The sequence below is a fragment of the Niveispirillum sp. GW835-FHT14G11 genome, from assembly GCF_058793615.1.
Genome location: NZ_JBXAFZ010000004.1, coordinates 129,350 through 153,308, shown reverse-complemented (window position 1 = coordinate 153,308; position 23,959 = coordinate 129,350). Strand labels below are relative to the sequence as shown.

22 protein-coding genes are annotated in these 23,959 nt (G+C 64.6%); 11 read left to right on the top strand and 11 right to left on the bottom strand.

The genetic code is table 11. The features are described 5' to 3' along the window. Positions 1–41 precede the first annotated feature (41 nt). The gene (locus AC1Q7F_RS09255) at positions 42–3,839 is read right to left on the bottom strand and encodes a LamG-like jellyroll fold domain-containing protein (protein ID WP_492505991.1); all 3,798 of its coding nucleotides are present in this window, start codon (positions 3,837–3,839) and stop codon (positions 42–44) included. 229 nt (positions 3,840–4,068) lie between these two features. Here AC1Q7F_RS09255 and AC1Q7F_RS09250 point away from each other — a divergent pair, with 229 nt between their 5' ends. From AC1Q7F_RS09250 to AC1Q7F_RS09235, 4 genes are all read left to right on the top strand, one after another. After that, complete coding sequence (locus AC1Q7F_RS09250; protein WP_492505990.1) at positions 4,069–6,933, top strand: TonB-dependent receptor; 2,865 nt, start codon at positions 4,069–4,071, stop codon at positions 6,931–6,933. Positions 6,934–7,010: 77 nt separating this feature from the next. Continuing rightward, the gene (locus tag AC1Q7F_RS09245) at positions 7,011–8,138 is read left to right on the top strand and encodes an aldose epimerase family protein (RefSeq protein ID WP_492505988.1); all 1,128 of its coding nucleotides are present in this window, start codon (positions 7,011–7,013) and stop codon (positions 8,136–8,138) included. Between the two features lie 85 nt (positions 8,139–8,223). Continuing rightward, positions 8,224–8,499 carry a type II toxin-antitoxin system HigB family toxin gene (locus AC1Q7F_RS09240; protein WP_492505986.1) on the top strand — a complete coding sequence of 92 codons (276 nt, stop codon included), beginning with the start codon at positions 8,224–8,226 and terminating at the stop codon, positions 8,497–8,499. Further along, positions 8,489–8,878, top strand: coding sequence for a helix-turn-helix domain-containing protein (locus tag AC1Q7F_RS09235; RefSeq protein WP_492505984.1), 390 nt, complete (start codon positions 8,489–8,491; stop codon positions 8,876–8,878). Before AC1Q7F_RS09240 ends, AC1Q7F_RS09235 begins: the two co-directional genes overlap by 11 nt. Before the next feature lie 6 nt (positions 8,879–8,884). On the opposite strand, the gene AC1Q7F_RS09230 is transcribed toward AC1Q7F_RS09235, so the two are convergent. Next, entirely contained in the window at positions 8,885–10,426 is a 1,542-nt protein-coding gene (locus tag AC1Q7F_RS09230) for a CYTH and CHAD domain-containing protein (RefSeq protein WP_492505982.1), read from the bottom strand. Positions 10,427–10,510: 84 nt separating this feature from the next. Continuing rightward, positions 10,511–11,047 (bottom strand): SixA phosphatase family protein, encoded by a 537-nt coding sequence (locus tag AC1Q7F_RS09225; RefSeq protein ID WP_492505980.1) that lies wholly within the window; start codon positions 11,045–11,047, stop codon positions 10,511–10,513. A gap of 157 nt (positions 11,048–11,204) precedes the next feature. Between AC1Q7F_RS09225 and AC1Q7F_RS09220 the strand changes: the two genes are divergently transcribed. Together AC1Q7F_RS09220 and AC1Q7F_RS09215 are read left to right on the top strand one after the other, a co-directional pair. Beyond that, on the top strand, positions 11,205–13,382 hold the full coding sequence (locus AC1Q7F_RS09220; protein WP_492506489.1) for an RNA degradosome polyphosphate kinase: 2,178 nt from the start codon (positions 11,205–11,207) through the stop codon (positions 13,380–13,382). Positions 13,383–13,397: 15 nt separating this feature from the next. Next, complete coding sequence (locus AC1Q7F_RS09215; protein WP_492505978.1) at positions 13,398–14,927, top strand: Ppx/GppA phosphatase family protein; 1,530 nt, start codon at positions 13,398–13,400, stop codon at positions 14,925–14,927. Between the two features lie 14 nt (positions 14,928–14,941). On the opposite strand, the gene AC1Q7F_RS09210 is transcribed toward AC1Q7F_RS09215, so the two are convergent. From AC1Q7F_RS09210 to flgB, 7 genes are all read right to left on the bottom strand, one after another. After that, a complete protein-coding gene (locus AC1Q7F_RS09210) occupies positions 14,942–17,140 on the bottom strand; it encodes a hybrid sensor histidine kinase/response regulator (RefSeq protein ID WP_492505976.1) in 2,199 nt (732 codons plus the stop codon). Positions 17,141–17,223: 83 nt separating this feature from the next. After that, positions 17,224–18,303 (bottom strand): flagellar biosynthesis protein FlhB, encoded by a 1,080-nt coding sequence (gene flhB / locus AC1Q7F_RS09205; RefSeq protein WP_492505974.1) that lies wholly within the window; start codon positions 18,301–18,303, stop codon positions 17,224–17,226. A 10-nt stretch (positions 18,304–18,313) separates the two neighbouring features. Then, positions 18,314–19,078 (bottom strand): flagellar biosynthetic protein FliR, encoded by a 765-nt coding sequence (gene fliR, locus AC1Q7F_RS09200; protein WP_492505972.1) that lies wholly within the window; start codon positions 19,076–19,078, stop codon positions 18,314–18,316. After that, positions 19,078–19,371, bottom strand: coding sequence for a flagellar biosynthesis protein FliQ (gene fliQ / locus AC1Q7F_RS09195; RefSeq protein WP_492505970.1), 294 nt, complete (start codon positions 19,369–19,371; stop codon positions 19,078–19,080). The genes fliR and fliQ overlap by 1 nt, the downstream gene beginning before the upstream one ends. Positions 19,372–19,503: 132 nt before the next feature. After that, on the bottom strand, positions 19,504–19,812 hold the full coding sequence (gene fliE / locus AC1Q7F_RS09190) for a flagellar hook-basal body complex protein FliE (protein WP_492505968.1): 309 nt from the start codon (positions 19,810–19,812) through the stop codon (positions 19,504–19,506). Positions 19,813–19,846: 34 nt separating this feature from the next. Next, positions 19,847–20,260, bottom strand: coding sequence for a flagellar basal body rod protein FlgC (gene flgC / locus AC1Q7F_RS09185; RefSeq protein ID WP_492505966.1), 414 nt, complete (start codon positions 20,258–20,260; stop codon positions 19,847–19,849). 34 nt (positions 20,261–20,294) lie between these two features. Further along, the gene (gene flgB, locus AC1Q7F_RS09180; RefSeq protein ID WP_492505964.1) at positions 20,295–20,699 is read right to left on the bottom strand and encodes a flagellar basal body rod protein FlgB; all 405 of its coding nucleotides are present in this window, start codon (positions 20,697–20,699) and stop codon (positions 20,295–20,297) included. 274 nt (positions 20,700–20,973) lie between these two features. On the opposite strand from flgB, the gene AC1Q7F_RS09175 reads away from it, so the two are divergent. From AC1Q7F_RS09175 to fliP, 4 genes are read left to right on the top strand one after another with little or no spacing between them, the layout of a single operon-like run. Further along, entirely contained in the window at positions 20,974–21,357 is a 384-nt protein-coding gene (locus AC1Q7F_RS09175; protein ID WP_492505962.1) for an EscU/YscU/HrcU family type III secretion system export apparatus switch protein, read from the top strand. Continuing rightward, positions 21,354–21,698: a hypothetical protein gene (locus AC1Q7F_RS09170; protein ID WP_492505961.1), complete on the top strand. Its 345-nt coding sequence runs from the start codon at positions 21,354–21,356 to the stop codon at positions 21,696–21,698. The genes AC1Q7F_RS09175 and AC1Q7F_RS09170 overlap by 4 nt, the downstream gene beginning before the upstream one ends. Positions 21,699–21,701: 3 nt before the next feature. Further along, positions 21,702–22,040, top strand: a complete 339-nt coding sequence (locus tag AC1Q7F_RS09165) for a flagellar biosynthetic protein FliO (RefSeq protein WP_492505959.1) — start codon at positions 21,702–21,704, stop codon at positions 22,038–22,040. After that, complete coding sequence (gene fliP / locus AC1Q7F_RS09160) at positions 22,037–22,798, top strand: flagellar type III secretion system pore protein FliP (protein ID WP_492505957.1); 762 nt, start codon at positions 22,037–22,039, stop codon at positions 22,796–22,798. Before AC1Q7F_RS09165 ends, fliP begins: the two co-directional genes overlap by 4 nt. A 24-nt stretch (positions 22,799–22,822) precedes the next feature. On the opposite strand, the gene AC1Q7F_RS09155 is transcribed toward fliP, so the two are convergent. Beyond that, the gene (locus AC1Q7F_RS09155; RefSeq protein ID WP_492505956.1) at positions 22,823–23,674 is read right to left on the bottom strand and encodes an AAA family ATPase; all 852 of its coding nucleotides are present in this window, start codon (positions 23,672–23,674) and stop codon (positions 22,823–22,825) included. Positions 23,675–23,772: 98 nt separating this feature from the next. Between AC1Q7F_RS09155 and AC1Q7F_RS09150 the strand changes: the two genes are divergently transcribed. After that, positions 23,773–23,958 (top strand): hypothetical protein, encoded by a 186-nt coding sequence (locus AC1Q7F_RS09150; protein ID WP_492505954.1) that lies wholly within the window; start codon positions 23,773–23,775, stop codon positions 23,956–23,958. Position 23,959: the final 1 nt, after the last annotated feature.

Below are 23,959 nucleotides of genomic sequence, written 5' to 3'. Positions count from 1 at the left end.
CCCACCAATCCGATTGTTGTGGGGGTGACAAGTGCGGAACGCTACCTCAGCATCACCTTGTTATTGTCCGACCAGATCTCCGCCGCGCCGCCATCCAGCACGACATCGACCGATGTCAGGCTGAGAGGGGCCTTCAGGGCCACCTCAACGGTCTTGGGCTTCAGGTCCAGCGGTGCCGGGATGGACGGCAACGGCGCTTCCGCCAGGACGCCACCATCGGCCGCCAGCAGGCGGACCCGGCCCGTCGGCGTCGCCACCGACCCGAGATTATGCACCTTCACCGCCACCCTGCCCTTGGCGACCGTGACATCGCGGGCGGCGATGGCGGCGTCCGGGCGTTTGGTCAGGTCCTGTTCCTGTCCGGCCAGGGCGAACTCCAGCACCGTGGTCTGGCCGGGCGCCAGGGTGACGGGCACGCCTTGCCCCTCCCCGAATGCGGTCTTGCGGGTGGTGGCGGCGTCCGCACGGTCATCGCCATTCCCATCCACGCCCTCCGTCACGCTCCAGTCACCCGTCGCCACGTCTGCCCCGATGATGGTGGCGGTGACGGGCTTGTCGGACAGGTTATGGGCCAGGACGCGGAAGCCGGTGCGGGTCGGCTCCTTGACCAGGACACCCACCTTTTCCGCCCCGTCGGGATCGGCGAAGCGCCAGGCGATGCGGTTGCCGCGCACGATGGAATTGCGATAGAGCGCCACACCGCCCAGGCGCTGGCGCTGCAATTCCTGGGTCGGCAGTTCGACCCGGTCGGTCCACCAATGGTCGCCCGTCATCATGTCCATGCGCAGGGCGGCCGCCTGACGCTGGCTGTCATACTGCTTGACGAGATATTGCTTGTTGTCCGTGGCGACCCAGGCTGTGTGATAGGTGAAGGGGCCGGCATAGCGGTCCTTCTTTGCCTCCTCCAGAACCGCATTGCGCAGGTCGGGGCGGTTCAGGTCCAGCGCCAGGTCGCTGCCCACGATGCCGGAAAGGGAACCCAGCCCGCCCTTGCGCAGCACCTGCTCGATGGGGCGCAGATATTTCGCATCCCCCGTCCAGCGCCAAGCCGCCCACATCAGCAGGTTGGTCTGCTCCGGCCCGGCAGTACCGCGCGTGGCCCCGTCGGGCCAGTTGATCTCCGTGGGGAAGGTCCAGGCGCCATCCGTGCCCTGCTTGCCATGGGCCAGATAGCCGTCGGCCAGTTCCAGCAACAGCTTTTTCGTCGCCGGATCGCCATTGATCTCCACCAGCCGGAATCCTGGATGGAAGATCAGATAGGAATAAGGCTTCGACCATTGCCAGGGCGCTTCCTTGACGATGTGCCCGGCGCCGAAATAGTTGCTGACCAGCAGGCGGTGGCCCTTGGGGTTCACCTGCACCAGATCGGGGAAGTTGGCCGCCGTCTCCATCAGCCGTTCCACGGCCAGCGGGTCGCCCGGTGACAGCAGGGACATCTGCGCCTGGGCGTTGATCCCCTCTTCATAGACATGCAGTTCGTCGGTGACGATGGTGCCCAGACCGTTTGTCATCATGCCATTGGCATGCACCGCTTCGATCATGTCGGAGAGCGACTTGGTCAGCTTCTCCCGGTCCACGCCCATCAGGGCCAGCCCCGGCCATTGGTTGGTCAGGTCGGTATCGTCCGACAGGCCGCCGCCGAACTCGCCCGCCACCTGGCGATGATCGATCCACCAGTTCACGAAGGACCGCACCTGCGCCAGATACCGGGTCTGGCCCCAGGCCCATGCCGGCACGCCGGCCGGGGCCTGATCCAGGTCCACAGGCGGCAGCGGCTGCTGCGGGTTCCATTCCGACCAATAGGCGTTGGCCACCTTGTTGTCGGGATCAATGCGCAGCAGGTCGGTCACATCCTCATAGAAGCGCTGGAACAGGCCCAGGTTGCGGCTGCTCTGCCGTTCCTCCACCAGGAACCCGTAATTGTCCTGGATCTGGCGTTCCCGGTCGAAGGCATGCTCGGGCCGGGCCTCGGCCTTGGGCTTGAATACCAGCCGCAGCGATGCCCCGTCCAGCTTGGCCAATGAGAATTCCGGGGACGACGCGGCGATGGTCAGATAAAGCGGCTGGTCGGACGGCAGGACGCGGTCGCGGGTATCCAGCCACAGGGTCCGTGCCTCCCCCGGCTTGACGGCGACATTGACGTCCAGCAGGTCACGCTCCGGCGTCAGCGGGTCCTTGACGCGGATATTCAGCGCCACCAGCCCGCCCTTGTGCGTGGGCTTCACGTCCAGCGCCGGGATAACCAGCTCGATCCCGTCCAGCCCGCCGATATTCTCGAACCCTTCGGTGCTGGCGCGATAGAGCGGCAGGCCCGGTTCCTGGCGGCGGAAATCCATGGGGATGGCGATATGGGCCACGGGGCGGCCGCCGGCCGGTGGCTGGACCCGCTTGCGCGTGGGCACGCCGCCATCGGGAATGGCCACGATCAGGTCGCGCTCCCCTTCCGGATAACGGCCATCGATGAAGCGGCGCAGCGGCCGGATGGCGGTGAAGTCCGGTTCCGCGGCCAGGCGCAGGTTGAAATGGAAATCACCCAGGCCGGCCGGCGCCGTGCCGGGACCGACATGATAGGCGCCGATCTCCTGGATCGGGGTCTCCTGCTGGTCATTGACGAAGCGCAGGGCGCCGCCGATGGCATCGGCCTTCAGGCGCGTCGTGCTGCGTTCGATGCCCTGGCGGCGCCTGGCCAGCAATTCGCCATCATCGGTGACCAGACCGTTACCGTCGGGCAGCTTGGCACCCTTCAGCCAACCCAGCTTGCCGAACGCCGCCCCCTGGATTTCCACCTGGTTGAACGGCGCGTCGGGCAGAAACCATGTGCCGGACTTGCCACCGCCCGAATAGACGTTCCAGTCCGGCAGGGTGAAGTAATCGTGCCGTCCCTCCAGCCGGGAGCGGTTATAGACGCCGGGCCAGGTCGTCTCCCGCACCCCGTCATTGCCCTTCCACATGCGCTGGGCAATGTCGCGCTGTTCGGTGAATTCCACCTTGGCTATGCGGGTGCTGGCATCGGCCAGATAGGGGGGCGGATCGTCAGGCCGGTCGAAACCGTTGCGATGGGCCCAGGCCGACCAGCCATCGGGGGCTGCCGGCAATGATACCGGTTCCACACCCTGGGCCAGTTCCTTCACGGATGTGGCATCCAGGGCGCGGTCATGGACGCGGATATCGTCGATATCGCCGCCGCGCAGGAAATTATACCGGCTCTGCACCTGAATGGGGCTGATGATGCGGCTGTGGGGCCCAAACTGGTCCAGGCTGGCATCCAGGGATGAAGGCTGGTCCTTGCGGGCGACCAGCGCGCCATTCACGTAAAGCTGCACGCCCGTCGCCTCGTCCCAGGCAAAGGCGATATGGGTCCAGGCGTCGGGCGCCGGCGGGTTTGGCATGGTCCAGGAGACGCGGACGCGCGACAGGTTGGTGTCGGTCACGAATCCGTCAAACCCCTTGCCGTTCCAGTCCAGCCGCAGGAACACCATGTCCCAGCTGGAATGGTTGGCAAACGACACGCGGAACAGCGGAAACGGATTGGATCCAACGGGATAGCGCGAACGCCAGAAGAAGCTGAGCGTGCCGCGCTGGGCCCTGATATTGCCGGGGGCCGCCCAGGCCAGCACCTGATCATCGGCCGCCTGCAGGTATGCACCGGACGCCCCGCCCTGCGCCACCACCGCGACCTTGTCGGCAAAGGTCGGCGTGGCATCCCCCACCGCCTTATCGGCCACCAGACCCTTGTCGCCCGTCACCTGGAACAGCAGCCCATCGGCCGCCGCCGGCAAGGTACCCACCAGCAAGGCCAGGGCCGCTGCCCCCGTCCGCAACCGCTTTGCATGCGTCATGGATCGATTTCCTTCCCTGCTGCCGGCGGCGGTTTGCCCGCCTGCCGTCTTCCTTGCCTACGGGTCCGTTCGCTGCTTGCGTTCCCGATCAAACCGTCGCATAGTTTGTTATGACACCGGTGACAATTGGCAAGCAAAATCGCCAGACCCCGGAGGTTCATCAAACAACGGGCGGGCAAACGGCGCATCCATCCCAAGCGTCGAAGCACCGAACAGGAGGAGGAAACCAATGTCCTACACGAAACGCGGCCTGCGCCGCGCGATCCCCTATGGCGTCTCGACCCTGGCCTTGTCGCTGGCGGTATTGGCCGGCAACCAGGCAATGGCCCAGCAGGCCCCATCCGGCGACGCAGTGCTGGAGGAGATCGTCGTTACCGGCTTCCGCGCCAGCCTGGCCAATTCGCTGAACATCAAGCGCAATGAGGCCGGGGTCGTCGACGCGATCAGCGCCGAGGACATTGCCGATTTCCCCGACACCAACCTGGCAGAAAGCATCCAGCGCATCCCCGGCGTCTCCATCGACCGCGACGCGGGTGAGGGCCGGTCACTGACCGTGCGCGGCCTGTCGTCGGAATTCACCCGCACCCGCATCAACGGCATCGAAGCGCAGGCCACGACCGGCGCCACCGACAGTTCCGGCGGCACCAATCGCGGCCGCGGCTTCGATTTCAATGTCTTCGCGTCGGAACTGTTCAACAACATCACCGTGCGCAAGACGGCGTCGGCGGATGTGGAGGAAGGATCGCTGGGCGCCACGGTGGACCTGCGCACCTCGCGTCCCTTCGATTATAGCGGCTTCACCGCCGCCGCCTCGGCCCAGGGCGGCTATAACGACCTGTCGGAAAAGGTGAACCCGCGCGGCGCGCTGCTGCTCTCCAACACCTGGCTGGATGATCAGATCGGCGCCCTGCTGTCGGTCGCCTATTCCGAACGTGACCTGCTGGAGGAAGGGTTCAGTTCCGTGCGCTGGGGGCCGGCCAATGGCGATAACGGCTTCCAGAACCCGGCCGCCCTGCCGGGCGGCGCCTCGTCGGCCGGCGGTGTCTTCCATCCCCGCATCCCGCGCTATGGCCGGCTGGTCCATAACCAGGAACGTACCGGCGCCACGCTGTCGCTGCAGGCCAAACCCGGCGAGGGCAAAACCACTGTCAGCTTCGACGCGCTCTATTCCAAGCTGGACAGCACGCGTCAGGAGAATTTCCTGGAAGCCTGGTCGCTGAGCCGCAATGCCTCGCAAGGCGGCAAGCCGCAGGTCGATATCGTCCAGACGGAAATCGATCCGGCGACCGGTGAAATGGTCTATGCCCTGTTGAACGACATGGATATCCGGTCCGAACAGCGCTTCGACGTGCTGAAAACGGAGTTCACCCAATACACGCTGGATATCGACCATGAATTCAGCGAGAGCCTGCGCGCCAACCTGACGGGCGGGCGGTCCAAGTCGAAATTCGACAATCCCGTGCAGACCACGGTGTTGATGGACCGTCAGGATACCGACGGCTATAGCTGGGACTTCCGCGACAATAGCAACCTGCCGCTGATCAATTACGGGTTCGACGTGACCAACCCCGGCAGTTGGGTCATCACCGGCCCGACCGCCGCCCAGCCCCGGTCGGAAATCCGCATGAACCCGACCTTTCAGACCAATGTCTATGATACGGCCCAGGGCAACCTGACCTGGGACATCAACGACACCTTCACGGCCAAGGGCGGCGTCAACTGGAAGGAATTCAAGTCCGAAGCCCAGGCCTTTGCCCGTCCGTCGGCCACAGCCAATGCCGCCCCCGCCCTGCCCGCCGGCACCACGCTGGCCAGCATGACCAAGCTGCTGACCGGTTTCGGCAAGGGGCTGAACCTGCCCACCGGCACGCCGACCAGCTGGCTGGTCCCCGATCTTGAGGCGTTCGAGCGGGTGTTCAACATCAACTGCAACTGCGACACCGGCGTTCCGGGCGGCGATTTCCGCAGCCAGGGGCTGACAAATAGCGCCACCCTGGCCAACTGGCGCAATGTGACGGAAGAATCGCTGGGCTTCTGGGCCCAGGTCGACTGGAACATGGAACTGGGCGAGATGCCGTTCCGCGGTAATGTCGGCCTGCGTCAGGTGAAGACGGAGGTCACGGCCACCGGCTATTCGTTCTTCAACGGCGCCACCACGGCGGTGACCGGCAAGAACAGCTACAAGGACACACTACCCTCCATCAACCTGTCGCTGGAGCCGGTGGATGATGTGATCCTGCGCGCCGCCGCTGCCAAGGTGCTGTCGCGCCCGCCCGTCACCAACCTGACGCCGGTCTTTACGCTCTCTGCGCTGAACGCCCCCAATCCCAGCGCGTCCTTGGGCAATACGGAACTGGAGCCCTATCGCGCCGACACGGTGGATCTGTCGCTGGAATGGTATTTCGCCAAGGAATCGCTGATTTCGTTTGCGTGGTTCTACAAGGACATCTCGACCTTCGTGCAGACCACGCAGCAGACGCTGACCTATGCCGACCTGACGGCGCTGAATCCCGGTGCCTTCCCGGCCGGCGGCGGGCGTGACCCCAATCTGCAATATGTGTTCTCCACACCCACCAACACGCCGGGCGGTCCGCTGAAGGGCTTCGAGATCAGCTTCCAGGCGCCGTTCAGCTTCCTGCCCGATATGCTGTCGAATTTCGGCGTGCAGGCGAACTATACGCATGTTTCGTCCAAGATCGACTATTGCCAGAGTTCGGCCTGCACGACCTATGTCACGGCGGATCTGGTGAACCTGTCGCCCGATGCCTGGAACGGCACGCTTTATTATGATGACGGGGAGACGTTCAACGCCCGCATCTCCGTCGCCTATCGTTCTGGCTATTACCAGCAGGTGCCGGCCCCCAATGCCGGCACACGCGGCATTGTGGCCATCGGCAAGTCCGCCACCACCACGTTCGACGCGTCCGCCTCCTATAATGTAACGGAGAACTTCACCATCTCGCTGGAGGCCCTCAACCTGACGGATGAGGCCAACCGCCAGTACCATGGCGAATTGGACGGCGTGCGCAACTCCACCTATGTCTATCACCACACGGGCCGCCAGTTCTATCTGGGCGCGCGGTACAAGCTGTAGGCTTTCACGCTGAAAGGGGGCCGGGGTGTGGACCGCATCCCGGCCCTTTTCCGTTTGCGGTCCATGGGATGTGGATGATGCAGTTCTCCCGCCGCGCGCTCCTGGCCTCGCTTGCCGCCCTGCCCCTGGCCGGCTGTGCGGGGCGCCTGTCCGGCCGGGCCGGGGTGACGGCGCAGAGCTTCGGCACGATGCCGGACGGCCAGCCCGTCACGCTCTACACCCTGACCAATGGCAATGGCACCAGCCTGCGGGTGATGACCTATGGGGCGGCCGTCACCAATCTGGTGATGCCCGACAAGACGGGAGCCCTGGCGGATGTCGTCCTGGGGCTGGATGATGTCGAGAGCTACCGCACCCGATCCCGCAATTTCGGCACCCTGGTCGGCCGCTATGCCGGACGTATCGGCAATGGCCGCTTTCCCCTGGATGGGCGGGAGGTGCAACTGGAAACGGGTGGGTCGAAGCACAGCGTCCATGGCGGACCCATCGGCTTTGCCAAACGCAACTGGCATGCCCAAATACTGGACGGGGCGGCGGTGCGCATGACCTTGCTGTCCGCCGACGGGGACCAGGGGTTCCCGGGGGAGTTGGCCATCACCGTCACCTATCGCCTGACGCCGGACAATCGCTTCCGGATGGAAATCGAGGCGGTGACCACCAGGCCGACAGTGCTGAACCCCACCCATCACGGCTATTTCAACCTGTCGGGCGTGCCGGGATCGCTGGTTCATGATCATCTGCTGACGATGGAGGCCGATGGCTTCACCGCCTTCGGTCCTGACAAGATGGTGACCGGTGACATCCGCCCCGTGGCCGGCACCGCCCTGGATTTCCGCTTGCCCAAGCCCATCGGCCGCGACATCGCCTCAACAGAGGAACAAATGCGCATCGGCGGCGGCTATGATCATTGTTTCGTGATCCGCGGCCCCCATGGCGAAAGGCTCCGCAAGGCCGCGCGCCTGGAACATCCCGGCAGCGGCCGGGTGATGGAACTCTGGACGACGGAGCCCGGCGTGCAGCTGTTCACCGCCAATGGCGTCGACATGGTCGGCCGGGCCGGTGCCGCGTACAAGCCGCATTGCGGCGTCTGCCTGGAACCCCAGCATTTCCAGAACAGCCCCAACCAGCCGGGGTTTCCCGGCACCGTGCTGCGGCCGGGGGAGAGGTTCCGGTCGGTGAGCGAGTACAGGTTCGGGGCGGCTTGAGGTTGCGCCCAATTTGGGTGCATGATAGTTTCATTCGATGAGGATAATTGCTCGCCGAACCCTGCGTGAGTTCGTGGAGACTCTGGTGGGGAACAAGGACCAGCCGGCTGTGAAGACGGCATTGGATGCATGGTTCGCCGAAGTCCAGCGAGCGCAATGGCGTAACAGCATGGACGTCAAACAATCCTACGCCACGGCCAGTATCGTTTCAGGGGACCGCATCGTCTTCAATGTCAAAGGCAACGCCTACGGGCTTGTCGTTTCAGTCGATTTCGATAAATCCATCGTTTGGATCAAATGGCTGGGCAGCCACCGCGCCTATGATCAGATCGATGTGTTGGAGGTTGGACATGATGACTGAACTGAAACCCATCCGTACAGATGCCGATCACGAGGCAGCGATGGAGGAGGTGGAACGCCTATGGGGGGCCGCAAACGGTACACCAGAAGGCGACCGGCTGGAGATTCTGGCCACCCTGATCGATGCCTATGAGGCCGAACATCATCCCATGGACCCGCCGGACCCGATCGAAGCCATCAAATTCCGCATGGAGCAGATGGGCCTGACCCGCAAGGATTTAGAGCCTTTAATCGGCACCCGGACACGGGTCGCAGAAGTGCTTAACCGCCGCCGCAGCCTGTCAATCTCCATGATCCGTCGCCTGCATGACCGGCTGGGAATCGCTGCGGAAATCCTGATCCGGCCATCGGAACCGCCAGCCCAATCGCCGGGCCTCTGACCTGCCCTACCCCGCGACGGCCCCGACCTCCGCCGTGACGAACGCCGTCCACAGGGCCGGCAGCGGCTTCAACGCCGCCGCCGCCCGCTTGCGCAGGGCCTCTGCCGCCGTCGGCTGCTCGATCTTGTCCAGCAGTCTCGCCGCGTTCATGTCGTCATCGACCTGCTTCAGTGGCGTGCGCAGGGCATCCACCGTGCGCTGCAATGCCGCCGCCCGCTCCGCCGGCCAGACAGCGCGGCAGAAATCCAGGTCGTAGCGCAGCTTGCGCAGGCGCTTGTGCGCCTTTACCGCCGTGCCCACGTCACCCGGCAGGCCCAGCGCCCGCAGCTTGTCCAGCCGGATGCGCAGCATGTCGCCAGCGATTTCCGCCAGCGTCGTACCGAAGGGGCAACCATGGGGCTGGCGCGCCCATTCCCCCGTCTCCAGCCAGGCGGCGAATTCCAGCTGCCAGCCCGTCCAGGCTGGCGACATCAACATGCGCATGGCCTTGTCCAGCGCCACCGCGCGGGCGGCGGAGACGGGGCCGACCGCGCCCTTGCGCGCCTCGGCCGGCAATTCGGTCAGGGCCATGGCCAGCTTCTGCCAGTCACGCGCCTTTTCCAGCTTACGGCCCAGCTGTTTCAACTGGTCGCGCAGCGCGTCCCCCTGGTCGGTATGGATCAGGTCGGCGAACAGGCCATAGGCCGTGATCAGCCTTCGCACAGCCGACGCCATCTCCCGCAATGCCGCCGGATCGCCCATGGCCTCCGTAAAGGCCGGCTGGTTGTCCAACAAGTGGGTAAGGCCGTTGCGTGCGATATGACGGAAGGCTTCCATCACGGTCGTGATCGGCGTTATGCCCAATGGACGGACGGCATGGGCGCGCGGCTGGGCGCCGGTCAGCAGGGCCAGACCCAGATCGGCCTTGCTGCGCGTGGTCAGGCGCAGCGGAACACGGGCATGGATATCGGCGGCCAGCCGGAACAGGTCCGCGACCTCCCCCTGTTTCAGCTCCAGTTCCACCTCGCTGATCGTATGGCGGGCGGACGTCTGGCCGTCGGGCGCCATCACCAGCGCCTGCCCCAGGTCCAGGGCCAGTTCCACCCGCCCGTCGGCGCCGGCCCGCAGCATCAACGCCGTCCGCTGCACATCCGTGGTGAACAGGGCCGAGAGATTGTCCAGCGCCTCGCCTGGGATCAGTTCCGACAGGTCCCCCTGGCGCAGGAGGTCGGTATCCAGGCCATCGCCCGCCACCTCCCACCGCCATTCGCGCCGCACGGCGATGCCGGCGCCGTCGCCCGCCTCATGCGTGGACAGCGTCTTCACCGACTGCTCGCGCCGCATACCCCGGCGGCGCAGGCGTAGCGCCAGGCCGCGCTTGGCCAGCGCCAGTCCCGGCGTGTCGTAATAGGAGGTGTGCAGACGCACGGGATCGGCCTGGGCGACCAGCCGGTCGCGCACCAGGGCCAATGCTGCGATGCGCGGCAAATCCGCCGCATCGGCCAGCAGCTTGATCTCCACCTCCCGTTCCGAACGCGGCGTACGGGGGGCCTTGGGCTTGGCGTTCAAGGGGGCTTGCGCTTCCGTTCCGTCGGGAAATGACTATGCTTCACATACCGCAGTGCGACATGGGACGGAAGCGGCAAAGAGCGTTCAGCGTTCCTCCAGGTCGCGCGGCCGGGTGAAGCCCGCCAGCGTGCAGCTTCCCCAATTCAAGGCGCCCCAGTCCAGACCGCCGGGCAACACAATCTCCACGAACGAACAGGTCGGCAGCTTCGCCGCCAACGCCTGGCGCAGGCCGGCATCACCCCGCCCGCACAGGTCACGGGCCAGCAGCTGGAAATCCGGGTTGTGGCCCACGAACAGCGCCGTGCCGATCTCGTCCGGCAGCGCCCTCACCCTGTCCAGCAGCTGTTCCTCCCCGCACAGATAGATGGAACGGTCGAAACTCGTGGGCGGCAGCTCGGTGCCCCAGCTTGCCGCCACGATCTCCAACGTGGACCGCGCCCGCACGGCGGTGGAGCAGACGACAAGGTCCGGGCGGGGCGGCCCGCCCTTGCGCGACGCCCAATAATTCGCCATCGTCGCGGCGGCCCTGTGCCCACGCGGGCTCAATGGGCGATCATGGTCGGCCAGTCGCGGGTCATCCCAGTCCGATTTGGCGTGCCGCAGCAGATAGAGTGTCTTCATGACGACCATAGGCAAGGGAACGGGAAGTGGCTCCGGCACAGGGCAGCGTCGCCGCCCGCGCGGGACCCGCGTACCCGAAACCGTCACAGAAGCAACATATACTGCGGCGGCCCCAGAGGACCAGAAGGACGAGACCATCGTGACCGCCGCACCCGACATGCTGACCGCCCCGGCCGATGCCATCCAGGCCAAGGCAGCCGTGCAGGCAACCCCGCCCGGCATCGCGCATGACAGCCCGGAACGTTTCATCAACCGCGAACTGTCCTGGCTGGCCTTCAACCAGCGTGTTCTGGAAGAGGCGTACAATGCCCAGCATCCGCTGCTGGAACGGCTGCGCTTCCTGTCCATCTCGGCCAGCAACCTGGATGAATTCTACACGGTGCGCGTCGCCGGCCTGAAGGCGCAGGTGGCCGCCAAGGTCACGACCCCGTCGGACGACAACCTGACGCCCCAGCAACAATTGGCGGCCATCAATTACCGCGTCACCGACGTCATGCGCGACCAGCAGGCCTGCTGGCTGATGCTGCGCAAGACCCTGCGCGCCAACGGCATCGCCGTGATCGACCCGGAAGAACTGTCGCCGGCCGAGCATGACTGGCTGGAAGCCCGCTTCATTGACGAGATTTTCCCGGTCCTGACCCCGATTGCCGTCGATCCGGCCCACCCGTTCCCCTTCATCCCCAATGGCGGATTCGCCCTGGCCCTGCAATTGTTCGACCCGCAGAAAGGGTCGGAGCTGGACGCCCTGGTGCTGCTGCCGCAGCAACTGGACCGGTTCATCCGCCTGCCCGGCACCGACACGCGCTATGTGCTGCTGGAACAGGTGGTGCTGACCTTCATCTCCCGCCTGTTTCCGCCCTTCGTGCTAAAGGGCCATGGCGTGTTCCGCGTGCTGCGCGACAGCGAGATGGAGATTGAGGAAGAAGCCGAGGATCTGGTCCGCACGTTTGAAAGCGCCCTGAAGCGCCGCAAGCGCGGCAGCGTCATCCGGCTGGCCGTCAATACCGGCATGTCGAACGATCTGCGCGACTTCCTGATCGATGAGCTGCATGTCAGCGCCGATGACGTGTTCGTGCTGGATGGCTTGATCGGGCTGGCCGATACCAAGCAGATCATCGGCGATGACCGTCCGGACCTGCTCTTCTCCCCCTACAATGCCCGCTTCCCGGAGCGTATCCGCGATTTCGGTGGCGATTGCTTCGCCGCCATCCGGCAGAAGGACATCGTCGTCCACCATCCGTTCGAAAGCTTCGACGTGGTGGTGCAGTTCCTGCGGCAGGCCGCCGCCGACCCCAACGTCCTGGCCATCAAGCAGACGCTGTACCGCACGTCGAAGAACAGCCCCATCGTCGCGGCCCTGATCGATGCCGCCGAACAGGGCAAGTCGGTGACGGCCCTGGTGGAACTGAAGGCGCGATTCGACGAGGAGGCCAATATCCGCTGGGCCCGCGACATGGAGCGCGCCGGCGTGCAGGTGGTCTATGGCTTCGTGGACCTGAAGACCCATGCCAAGGTGTCGCTGGTCGTCCGGCGCGAAAGCCAGGGCCTGCGGACCTATGTGCATTTCGGCACCGGCAATTATCACCCGATCACCGCCAAGGTTTATACCGACCTGTCCTTCTTCACCTGCGACGTGGCGCTGGGCCATGACGCGGCCCACATGTTCAACTACATGACGGGCTATGCCACGCCCAGGTCGCTGGAAAAGATCGCCATCGCCCCCACCACCCTGCGTCAACGTCTGGTCGATCTGATCGATGCGGAGATCGCGCATGCCCATGCCGGCCGTCCGGCCCAGATCTGGGTGAAGCTGAATAGCCTGGTCGATGCCAAGCTGATCGACAAGCTGTACGAGGCATCGCAGAACGGCGTGAAGATCGAGCTGGTGATCCGCGGCATCTGCTGCCTGCGGCCGGGCGTGCCCGGCCTGTCGGACAATATCCATGTGAAGTCGATCGTCGGCCGGTTCCTGGAACATGGCCGCGTCATCTGCTTCGGCAATGGCCATGGCCTGCCCTCGCCCAAGGCCAGGGTCTACATCTCGTCGGCCGACTGGATGCCCCGCAACCTGGACCGCCGCATCGAAACGCTGGTGCCGATCGAGAATCTGACGGTACACCAGCAGGTGCTGGATCAGATCATGGTTGCCAACCTGAAGGACAATACGCAGAGCTGGGTCCTGCAACCCGACGCGACATACCGCCGCGTGGAGCCTTGCCTGGAAAGCTTCAACGCCCATACCTATTTCATGACGAACCCCAGCCTGTCTGGTCGTGGTAGCGCCACCAGCGAGGCGCGGCTGCCGCCGAAACTGGTGTTGAGCAATTTCCCGTAACCCGGCATTCTCCTGATGTTGTCACTGAAAGCGGACCGACTGAACGTGGATCACGCCCATGCCGAGGACCGCCTGGCGGTCATCGATGTCGGTTCCAATTCGATGCGTTGCGTCGTCTATGAGAAACTGACAAGGTCGCCCGTCGCCCTTTTCAATGAAAAGGTCCTGCCTGGCCTGGGCAAAACGGTGGAGCGGACCGGCAGGCTGAACCCCGAGGGGGTGGTGCTGGCGCTGGATAACCTCGTCCGGTTCCGCCGCCTGCTGGAAGGCATGCAGGTCGGCCGCGTCGATGTGCTGGCCACGGCCGCCGTGCGCGACGCCGCCGATGGCGCCGACTTCGTGGCGGAAATCACAAGGCGCACCGGCTTCCATGTCGATGTCCTGTCGGGGGAGGAGGAGGCGCGGCTGGCGGCTCTGGGCGTGCTGTCGGGTGCTCCCAATGCCGACGGTCTGGCCGGCGATCTGGGCGGCGGCAGCCTGGAACTGGTGCTGCTGGAAAAGGGTGAGATCGGGGCGCAGGTGACCACACCGCTGGGCCCGCTGCGCCTGCTGGAGGCCACGGATGGCAAGCCCGGTCCGGCCGCCAAGCTGATCGACCAGCATCTGTCCAAGCTGGACTGGCTGTCACGCGGCAGGAGCCGCACCTATTACCCGGTCGGTGGTGCCTGGCGCGCCCTGGCCAAGATGCATCTGGAGCAGGTGAACCATCCCCTGCACATCATCCACCAGTACAGCGTGGATGGCGCGGCCATGGCTGAATTCGCCGGCACCGTGGCACGGGCCGGGCGCAGCAATCTGGAAAAGATGCAGGGCGTGTCCAAGCGCCGCCTCGACACCCTGCCCCTGGCCGCTCTGGTCATGGAACGGGTGTTGAAGGCGGTGCAGCCGGCGCGCGTCACCTTCTCCGCCTATGGCCTGCGCGAAGGCCATCTCTATGATCTGCTGGACAAGTCGGAGCGCCGGCAGGACCCGCTGATCACCGCGTGCGAGGATGTGGCCGAGCGTATCGGCCGCTTCGGCCATGCCGAGATTCTGTCCGACTGGACCGCTCCGCTGTTCGTGGGGGAAGATTCGGCGGCGCGGCGTCTGCGGCAGGCCGCCTGCCTGTTGTCCGATCTGGGCTGGGCCGAACATCCCGATTACCGCGCCGAACATGCCTTCCTGCGTATCCTGCGCATGCCGTTCGCCGGCGTCGATCATGCCGAACGCGCCTTCCTGGCCACGGCCGTCCATGTCCGCTATGCCGGCACCATGGACAGCCCCATCCTGGCACCGGCCCGTTTGCTGCTGAAGGAAGGGGCGCTGGCCCGGGCCTATATATTGGGCCTGGCCCTGCGCTTGGCCCATACGCTGACCGGCGGTGCCGCCACCTTACTGCAACGGACCCTGCTGCGCCTGGGCGACCAGAAGCTGACCCTGATCCTGCCCGAAGATGCCGCCATGCTGACCGGCGACAGCGTGCAGCGCCGGGTGGAATCCTTGTCGAAAGCGCTGAACCGTACAGGCGAGATCAGCGTGCAGGCAGCGCCGAAGCTGGCGCGGTGAGGGGTCGCCCCCCCTTACTCCCGCTCCATGACTTCCTTCACCTTGCCCGCCAGCTGCTTCAAGCTGAAGGGCTTGGGCAGGAATTCCACAACCTCGCCGCCGCCGACGGAACTGCGGAAGCGTTCCTCGGCATAGCCGGAGATGAAGATCACCTTCACGTCGGGCATGAACTCGCGCACGGCGCGGATCATGGCAGGGCCGTCCAGCTGGGGCATCACCACGTCGGTGATAATCAGATCCACATCAGGCCGGTCGGGTGCCCGCAGCAGTTCCAGGGCCGCCTCCCCGCTCTTGGCCTCCACCACCTCGTACCCCTTGTTGCGCAGCGCGCGGGCGGAGAAGACGCGCACGGCATCCTCATCCTCCACCAGCAGGATGCGCCCCGTGCCGGTCAGGTCGGCGGCCCCCTTCTCCGCCTTCTCCACGGCCGCAGCCTGGGCGCCATCCTCCTGATAGCGGGGCAGATAGATGGAGAATTTGGCCCCATCGCCGGGCGCGCTATCCACGAAGACGAAACCGCCCGTCTGGCGCACGATGCCATAGACGGTGGACAGGCCCAGACCGGTGCCGGACCCCAGTTCCTTGGTGGAAAAGAACGGTTCGAAGATGCGCTGCAGATTTTCCTGCGGAATGCCCACCCCGGTATCGATGACCTCGATCACCACATAGTCACCGGGCGGCATGGTCTCCGTGGCCCGCTGTACCGGGTCGGCAACGTGCAGGTTGGACGTGACGACGGTCAGCCGCCCGCCCGTATCGATCATGGCGTCGCGGGCATTGACGCAGAGATTGATGATCACCTGCTCCAGCTGCCCCTGGTCCACCTTGACCAGGCCCAGATCGCGGCCATGCATCATGCGCAGTTCGATATTCTCGCCGATCAGCCGGCGCAGCAGGTTCGACAGTTCGGCCAGTACGTCGGTCACCGAAAGGACACGCGGCTGCAAGGTCTGCTGTCGCGAAAAGGCCAGCAGCTGGCGCACCAGATTGGCGGCGCGGTTGGCATTCTGCTTGATCTGCATGATGTCGGTGAAGGAATGATCGCCAGGCTTGTGCCGCAGCAGCAGCAGGTCGCAGAAGCCGATCATCGCCGTCAGCAGGTTATTGAAATCATGCGCCACGCCGCCGGCCAGCTGGCCGATGGCCTGCATCTTCTGCGACTGGACGAACTGCGCCTCCAGGTTCTTCTGGTTGGTCATGTCGACCAGATGCAGGACCAGCCCCGCCCCGTCCGCCGGCGCCCCGTCGGCACGCCGCGCATAGATATGCACAATCGGGCCATGGCTGCCGCGCAACTGCGCCTCATGCGCCGGGTGGCCGTCCGCCCCGTTGCGGATGGCGGCCAGCCGCTGCTGGATGGCATTGCGCTGATCGCGCTTGAACAGGTTGCTGACGGGGCGGCCCTGCGCATCGTCACGCGACAGGCCGGACAGCGCCAGGACGGTATCGTTGCATTCGGCCAGCCGGAAATCGGCATCCACCAGGGCGATGCCGATGGGCGCATAATCGAAGAAGCGGCGGAACCGCTCCTCGATCCGGGCCAGTTCCCCGCACAGCCGCTCCATCTCCGCGGTGTCGGCGGGCGGGATCGGCGGTGGTGGGTCGGGTTCGGCCACAACCCGCGGTGGCGGAGCCGCTGCCAGCATTTCCGCCTGCCAGGCCGAATAGCCGGCATTGCCGTCCAGCGGCCGGGCCGTCAGGCGGAAATTGCGACCGTCGGCGAAGGTCAGTATCGTGTCCGCCGCCATGCCACGTTCCACCGCCGCCGTCAGACGCTTGATCTCCAGCGGTGCCATACCGGTGCCGGCGGCACTGCCCAGCGCGTCCAGCGGCAGTCGCGTGCCCGGCTGGGCCAGGTCGCGGAAGGCGGGATTGTAATGCACGGCCTTTCCGTCCGGCGCCACGATGACCATGGGCACCGACGCCGCCTCCAGCCCGCGGGCCAGCAGATGCCGCCGCTCTTCCGTGGCGCCGGCCCGTGCGGCCACGCCGCGCACTAGGGCGATGGCGGCCAGGGCCAGCATGCCGCTGGCCAGCCAGACCACGATGCCGCCACGCAGACCGGCCGGCCATTCGGCCGGCGGCGGCCCATCCAGCCGGGACAGATAGACCATGGCGGCGATGGCCACCAGCACCAGCGCCAATGCCCACAAGCCGGCGGCACGCGCGGTCGGGTTCAGGCCGGGGCGGGCGACGGGGCGGCTTTTGCGCATGGGGGGCACCGGTGCAGGTTTCGGCGGAACAATCACTCTACAACACGGATATTATCAGGCGCGACAGGCAGTGAGGGGCTCTCCTATCGGGGGATCGGTTTACGCTTCATCTTGAAGACGTAGGAGATGATCTCCGCCACCGCCTTGTAATGGTCGGCGGGGATTTCCTCGTTCACCTCGGCCGATGCGTAGAGCGCACGGGCCAGGGCCGGGTTAGCGATCAGCGGTACGTCGTTCTCTTCCGCGATCTCGCGGATGCGCAAGGCCAGATGGTCCACGCCCTTGGCCACCACGGTGGGGGCACCCATCAGGGCCGGGTCGTATTTCAAGGCCACGGCATAGTGGGTGGGGTTGGTCACCACCACGTCGGCGGTGGGGATATTGCCCATCATGCGGTTGCGGGCGCGCTCCATGCGCAGCTGGCGGATCTTGCCCTTGATCAGGGGATCGCCTTCCGCCTGCTTGAATTCTTCCTTCACCTCCTGCTTGGTCATGCGCATCTGCTTCATGAAGGTATAGCGCTGATACACATAATCGGCGCCACCCAGGACCAGCAGGACCAGCAGCACCGCGAAGATGATCTTCGCCGACAGGACCTGGGTTTCCCTGACGATGTCGATCATCGACATGGCGATGAAATGATCGACCGCCCCCCAAAGCGGCCGCAGCATCACATAGACGACGATGCCGACGATGATCAGCTTGGCCAACGACTTCAGAAACTCCACCAAGTTCTTCATGGAGAATTTCTGCGCCAGGGCCGGCAGCGGGTTCAGACGGTTCAGATCGAACTCGAACACCTTCTCCGTCGTGAATAGGAACCCCACCTGAACGACGGAGGCCAGCACCACCGCCACCACCAGCATGATCAATGGCACGGCCATGGAGATGGAGACGCTGGTCACCAGATCCATGAAAACGCTCTCCAGCGCCCCGCCCTCCAGGATCATGGCATGCGGCTGTTCGATGAAGGGCAGAAGGCTGACCGATATCCGCCCGAACGACCAGGGCAGGACCATGAGGATCAGGACCAGAGAGGTGCCCAACACGAAAAGATGGCTGATTTCCTGGGATTTCGGCACCTGGCCCTTGTTGCGCGCATCGGCCAGGCGCTTTCCGGTTGGTTGTTCTGTTTTGCTGTCGTCATCGGTATCCTCGGCCATGCGGGTTCCCTCACAGCTGCAGGATATTGACGAGCTGGCCCTCGAACCGGGTTAGCCAGAAGGTCATGAGCGCCATCAGGCTGAGGCCCAGCAGCAGCAGACCCAGGATGATCTGGATCGGCACACCCACGAAGAACACCTGGATCTGCGGCACCAGCCGTGAGATCAGGCCAAGCCCAAGATAGAACAGCAGGCCGATCACCGTAAAGGGTGCGGCAAGCTGCATGCCGATCAGGAAACTGTCGGCCAGTACCCGTGTCAGATGCTGAGCCACATCACCGATGGGCAGCCATTGGCCCGGCTGGAACAGGGTGTAGCTGTCCACCACGGCCAGCAGCAGCATATGGTGCAGGTCGGTGGCGAAGATCAGCATCAGGGCCAGCACACCCAGGATGGCCGACACCGGATTGCCGGGCGACGACATGGCCGGATTGAAGGCCTGCGCCGCCGACAGGCCCACCTGGTTAGCGATCAGCATGCCCGCCGTTTCCAGCGCCGACATCAGCATGCGGGTAATGGTGCCCAGGAAGATGCCGATCATCGCCTCGGCAATGATCAGCAGCGTCAGGTCGGCCGGATTGGGCGGCGACTTGGGCATCTGGGGCAGCAGAATGGGCAGCAGCAGGAAGGACACGGCCAGCGCAAACAGCAGCCGGATGCGCGGCGACACATATTGCTCACCAAAGCCCGGCATGACCAGGAAGGCAGAGCCCAGGCGCACGAAGATCATCAGGAACGCATAGACCGACCCGCCCAGGATCGCATCCAGCGACATCACCCGCCATCCTGGCTGTCGACGCTGGTACCCACGGCGACGATGCGGTCCATGATCCGTTCGGTGAAGGTCTTCAAATGCCCGTTCATGAAGGGCAGCAGAAACACCATGGCCGTGAACAGGATCAGGATCTTGGGCACAAAGGTCAGGGTCTGCTCCTGCAATTGCGTCAGGGCCTGGAACAGCGAAATGGCGAGACCAACCACCAGGGCGATCAACATCAGCGGCAGGCTGACGATGATCGTGGTGAACAGCGCATCGCGCACGATCTCAATGGCCTCGGCCTCGTTCATGGTACGCCCCGGTCCCTAGCCTTTCATGCCCCTCAATCGCCGGCGCCCACATCCGTGGGCTCGGGCCCCGCGCCACGTGGCGCGCGGCGGCAGTCGCCACCGAACCAACGGTCAAACATTTGACCGTTGGTATCACATCGGCATGCGCAGGATTTCCTGATAGGCGGAAATCACCTTGTCACGGACATTGACCACGGCCTGCAACGTTACCTCGGCATTGGTGACGGCGTTCACCACGTCGGCCAGGTCGGCCTTGCCCACGACGCCTTTGGCCGTCATCTCTTCGCCCTTGTGCATGGTCTGGATCGACTGGGTCGCCGCACTTTCCAGCATGTCACCGAAGGACGGGCCATCGGCGGGACCCGACTTGGTCGGCGCAGTCAGGCCGCGCGTGGCGGCACTGGCATAGGCGGCGGCGGCACCGCTGAAGGGAATGGCCATGGCTTTGTCTCTTCCGTCCGGGGATGGGGCTTAATCAGTTGGAACGCAGGAGATCGACCGTGCGCATGATCATGGAACGCGTGGCATCCAGCGTGTTCAGGTTGGCCTCATACGAACGCTGCGCCTCGCGCATGTCCATGCTTTCGACCAGGGAATTCACGTTGGGCAGCAACACATAGCCATCGGCATCGGCGGAAGGGTGACCGGGATCGAAGCGGCGCTGGAAATCGCTGCGGTCCACGTCGATCTTCTTCACCTTCACCAGATCGGTTTCCATCTGCTTATCCAGGGCGTTCTGGAACAGCACCACCTTGCGGCGGTACGGCAAATCGCCCGGTGAGGGGGCGGTGGAATTGGCGTTGGCCAGATTTTCGGCGATGACGCGCAGGCGCGTGCCCTGCACCTTCATGCCGGCGGCCGATGCCGCCATCGAGTTCATCAGATCCATTGGTGGGTCCCCTTATCACTGCCCATCAGGCCGCTCAGCGTGGCGGCGACATCGCGGTCTTCAGCATGCCCACCTGCTTGCGGTACAGGTTGGTCACGGTCTGGTACTCCATGGCGTTCTGGCCGACCTTCATCATCTGCTCTTCCAGGACCACGGCATTGCCGGCGGGCGCCGTTTCATAGGGGCTGCGTTCCTCCCCATCCTTGAAAACGCCCTTCTCCGGCACGGTACCTTTCAGATGACCGGATTCCGACCCCGCCAACTGCATGCGCGCACTGTTGCGCAGCTGCTTCTTGAAGTCGAACTCCACCAGATCATGGGGGCGGAATTCCGGCGTATCGGCGTTGGAGATGTTCTTGGACAGAACCTCCTGCCGCTGATTATGCCAGGCCATCTTGTCCGACATCAGGCGGAATATGCCGCTATCCTTCAGATCCATGGCGAAACCCTTCCATCCTTTACCGCACCGGCGCCCAACGGGACACCATTTCCAGACCAAAATTCATGCAATTTCCGCGCCATTCCGGGGCTGTATTTCAGGGGGCCCGGCCTGCCTTTTGCGGGAAGCCGATCACAGGATCGGAAAAACACATCGGTTTTCATTCCCATCATAGCGCAGTTGCGGCCAGGAGGAACGTGAAATCGCATCCATCAAGCCGGCTGCGCCGGGCGAAGCCATCTGCTAGGATGCTTTCAGCCGCAAGGGTGGTTTCGTGCCCGGAACGGCGTTTGCGGACGAGGCCATTTCTTTGCCCCCACCTCCCGACAGCCCCCCGCCCCCGCCCGCCCGCCGACAGGTGGCGGTGGCGTTGCGGCATGAAAAGGGCGACCCCAACCTGCCGCGCGTGGTGGCCAGCGGGCGGGGTGCCGTGGCCGAACAGATCCTGGAACTGGCCTTCGCCCATGGGGTGAAGGTGCGCACCGACGCCGATCTGGCGGAAATTCTTGCCGCCGTCGACGTGGAAAGCGAAATTCCCATTGAAGCCATCGCCGCCGTGGCGGAAATCCTTGCCCATGTTTATCGTGCGAACGGGACCTGGCAGGGACGCGCCGGAGAACTTGACCAGACGCCCTTGGATCAGCCGACGACATCATGACAGAGAACCCGACCATCCCCACCCTGCCCGCCCCGGCCGATATCGACCAGACGCTGGACAGTCTGCTGTCCCTGCTGACCGGCGGGGAACAGACGCTGGCCGGAGGGGAGATGGTCGATCTCTATGGGCTGGAACGGGAGGTTAAGCCGATCCTGGACACCATCCTGGCCCTGCCGCCGGCCCAGGCCCGTTCGCTGCTGCCCAAGCTGGAACAGGTACTGACCGCTCTGGATCAGGTGGCGGGCACCCTGGAACGCGTGCATGGCGACAAGCTGGGCGGGCGGGAGACGCATGCCACCCGTATGCGCGCCGCCCAGGCCTATCGCACCGGCAAGGATTGAGGTATGGACGCGTCCAATTATGTGCGCCTTGTCCTGGCGCTGGGACTGGTCCTGGTGCTGATCGCGGGTTTCGCCGTGCTGCTGCGCCGCTATGGCCCTGCCGCTGGTCTTGCCGTGCGCCGCAAGGGTGACAAGCGGCTCAGCGTGGTGGAAGTAATGGCACTGGACGCGCGCCGCCGGCTGGTGCTGGTGCGGCGCGACGGGGTGGAGCATCTGCTGCTGCTGGGCACGGGTGAGGACAGGGTGGTGGAGACGGGCATCGTGCCGCCGCCGGCATCGTCGGCTGCGGGTGATTTCAGGGCGGTGCTGGACCGCCAGGACAAGGTGGGTTCCGCATCATGACGATGGGCCGTTCGCTGAACCTGCTGTGCCGGCGCGCCCTGCCGCTTGCCGCTGCCATGCTGCTGCTGGCCGGACCGGCGGCAGCGCAGAGCCTGTCGCTGGACCTGGGCGATCAAGGGGCCAGCGGCACCGGTCGCATCATCCAGTTCGTGATGCTGCTGACCGTGCTGTCGCTGGCGCCCAGCATCCTGATCATGATGACCTGTTTCGTGCGTATCACCATTGTGCTGAGCTTCCTGCGTTCCGCCATGGGCACGATGCAGGTGCCGCCCAACCAGGTGCTGATGAGCCTGGCCATGTTCCTGACCTTCTTCATCATGGCGCCCACCCTGCAAGCCTCTTACGAGCGCGGCATCCGCCCGCTGATCAACGAGGAGGTGGACGAGATCACCGCCTTCAAACGGTCGGTGGAGCCGTTCCACGCCTTCATGATGCGCCATGTGCGCGAACGCGACCTGCAGCTGTTCATGGACATGTCGAAGACCCAGCCCGTGGCGGAGCCTAAGGACATCCCCATCCATGTCCTGATCCCGGCCTTCATGCTGTCGGAGCTGAAGCGGTCGTTCGAGATCGGGTTCCTGGTCTTCGTACCGTTCCTGGTGATCGACATGGTGGTGTCGTCGGTGCTGATGGCCATGGGCATGATGATGCTGCCACCAGCGATGATATCACTGCCGTTCAAGCTGATCTTCTTCGTGCTGATCGACGGCTGGTACCTGATCGTCGGGTCGCTGGTGCAGAGTTTCGGGGAGATATAGCGTTCTCCCCGCTCCTCGTGAGGCCTATCCCTGATTGTTGCGCCGGGCCAGGAAGGCCAGCCGCTCGAACAGATGCACATCCTGCTCGTTCTTCAGCAGGGCGCCGTGCAACGGCGGGATCAGCTTCTTCGGGTCGCGCTGGCGCAGCGTCTCCGGCGACACATCCTCCACCAGCAGCAGGCGGATCCAGTCCAGCAGTTCCGACGTGCTGGGCTTCTTCTTCAGGCCGGGCACATCCCGCACCTCATAGAACAGGGTCAGCGCGTCGCGCAGCAGTTCCGCCTTCAGGTCGGGGAAATGCACCTCCACGATGCGGGCCATCGTGTCGGCATCGGGGAAACGGATATAATGGAAGAAGCAGCGGCGCAGGAAGGCGTCGGGCAGTTCCTTCTCATTGTTCGACGTGATGATGACCACCGGCCTCTTGACCGCCTTGATGGTCTCCCCCGTCTCATAGACGAAGAATTCCATACGATCGAGTTCCTGCAACAGGTCATTGGGGAACTCGATATCCGCCTTGTCGATCTCGTCAATCAGCAGGACCGGCGGCTCGTCGGCCGCGAACGCCGTCCATAGCGGGCCCTTGCGGATATAGTTCTTGATGTCCTTGACGCGCGGGTCGCCCAGTTGGCTGTCGCGCAGGCGGCTGACCGCGTCATACTCGTACAGACCCTGCTGCGCCTTGGTCGTGGATTTGACATGCCAGGACAGCAGCGGCCGGCCCAGCGCCTTCGCCACCTCCTGCGCCAGCACGGTCTTGCCCGTCCCCGGCTCCCCCTTCACCAGCAACGGCCGCTGCAAAGTAATGGCTGCATTCACGGCGACGCGAAGGTCATCGGTGGCGACGTAATCCTGGGTGCCTTGGAAACGGGTCATGGTCTCTGCTGGGCTGGGGACATGGATTTGCGCAGCATCATTGCCGGAACGCCCCGGAATGGCTACCCTGAAAACATCGTCACGCGGAGGCCCCGGACATGCGGCAGGTTCTGAACGACGTCACGCCCGAACAATTACCCGAGATTTTCCAACGGCTTGGCATCACGCCGGGCCAGCGCCTGCGTATCACGCTGGAGACGCTGGACGAGGATGTGACCCTGCCGGGGGATGAGGAAGAGGCGGCTGCCTTCGATTGGGCGCTGGAAGAGGTGGAGCGAGCGTGAG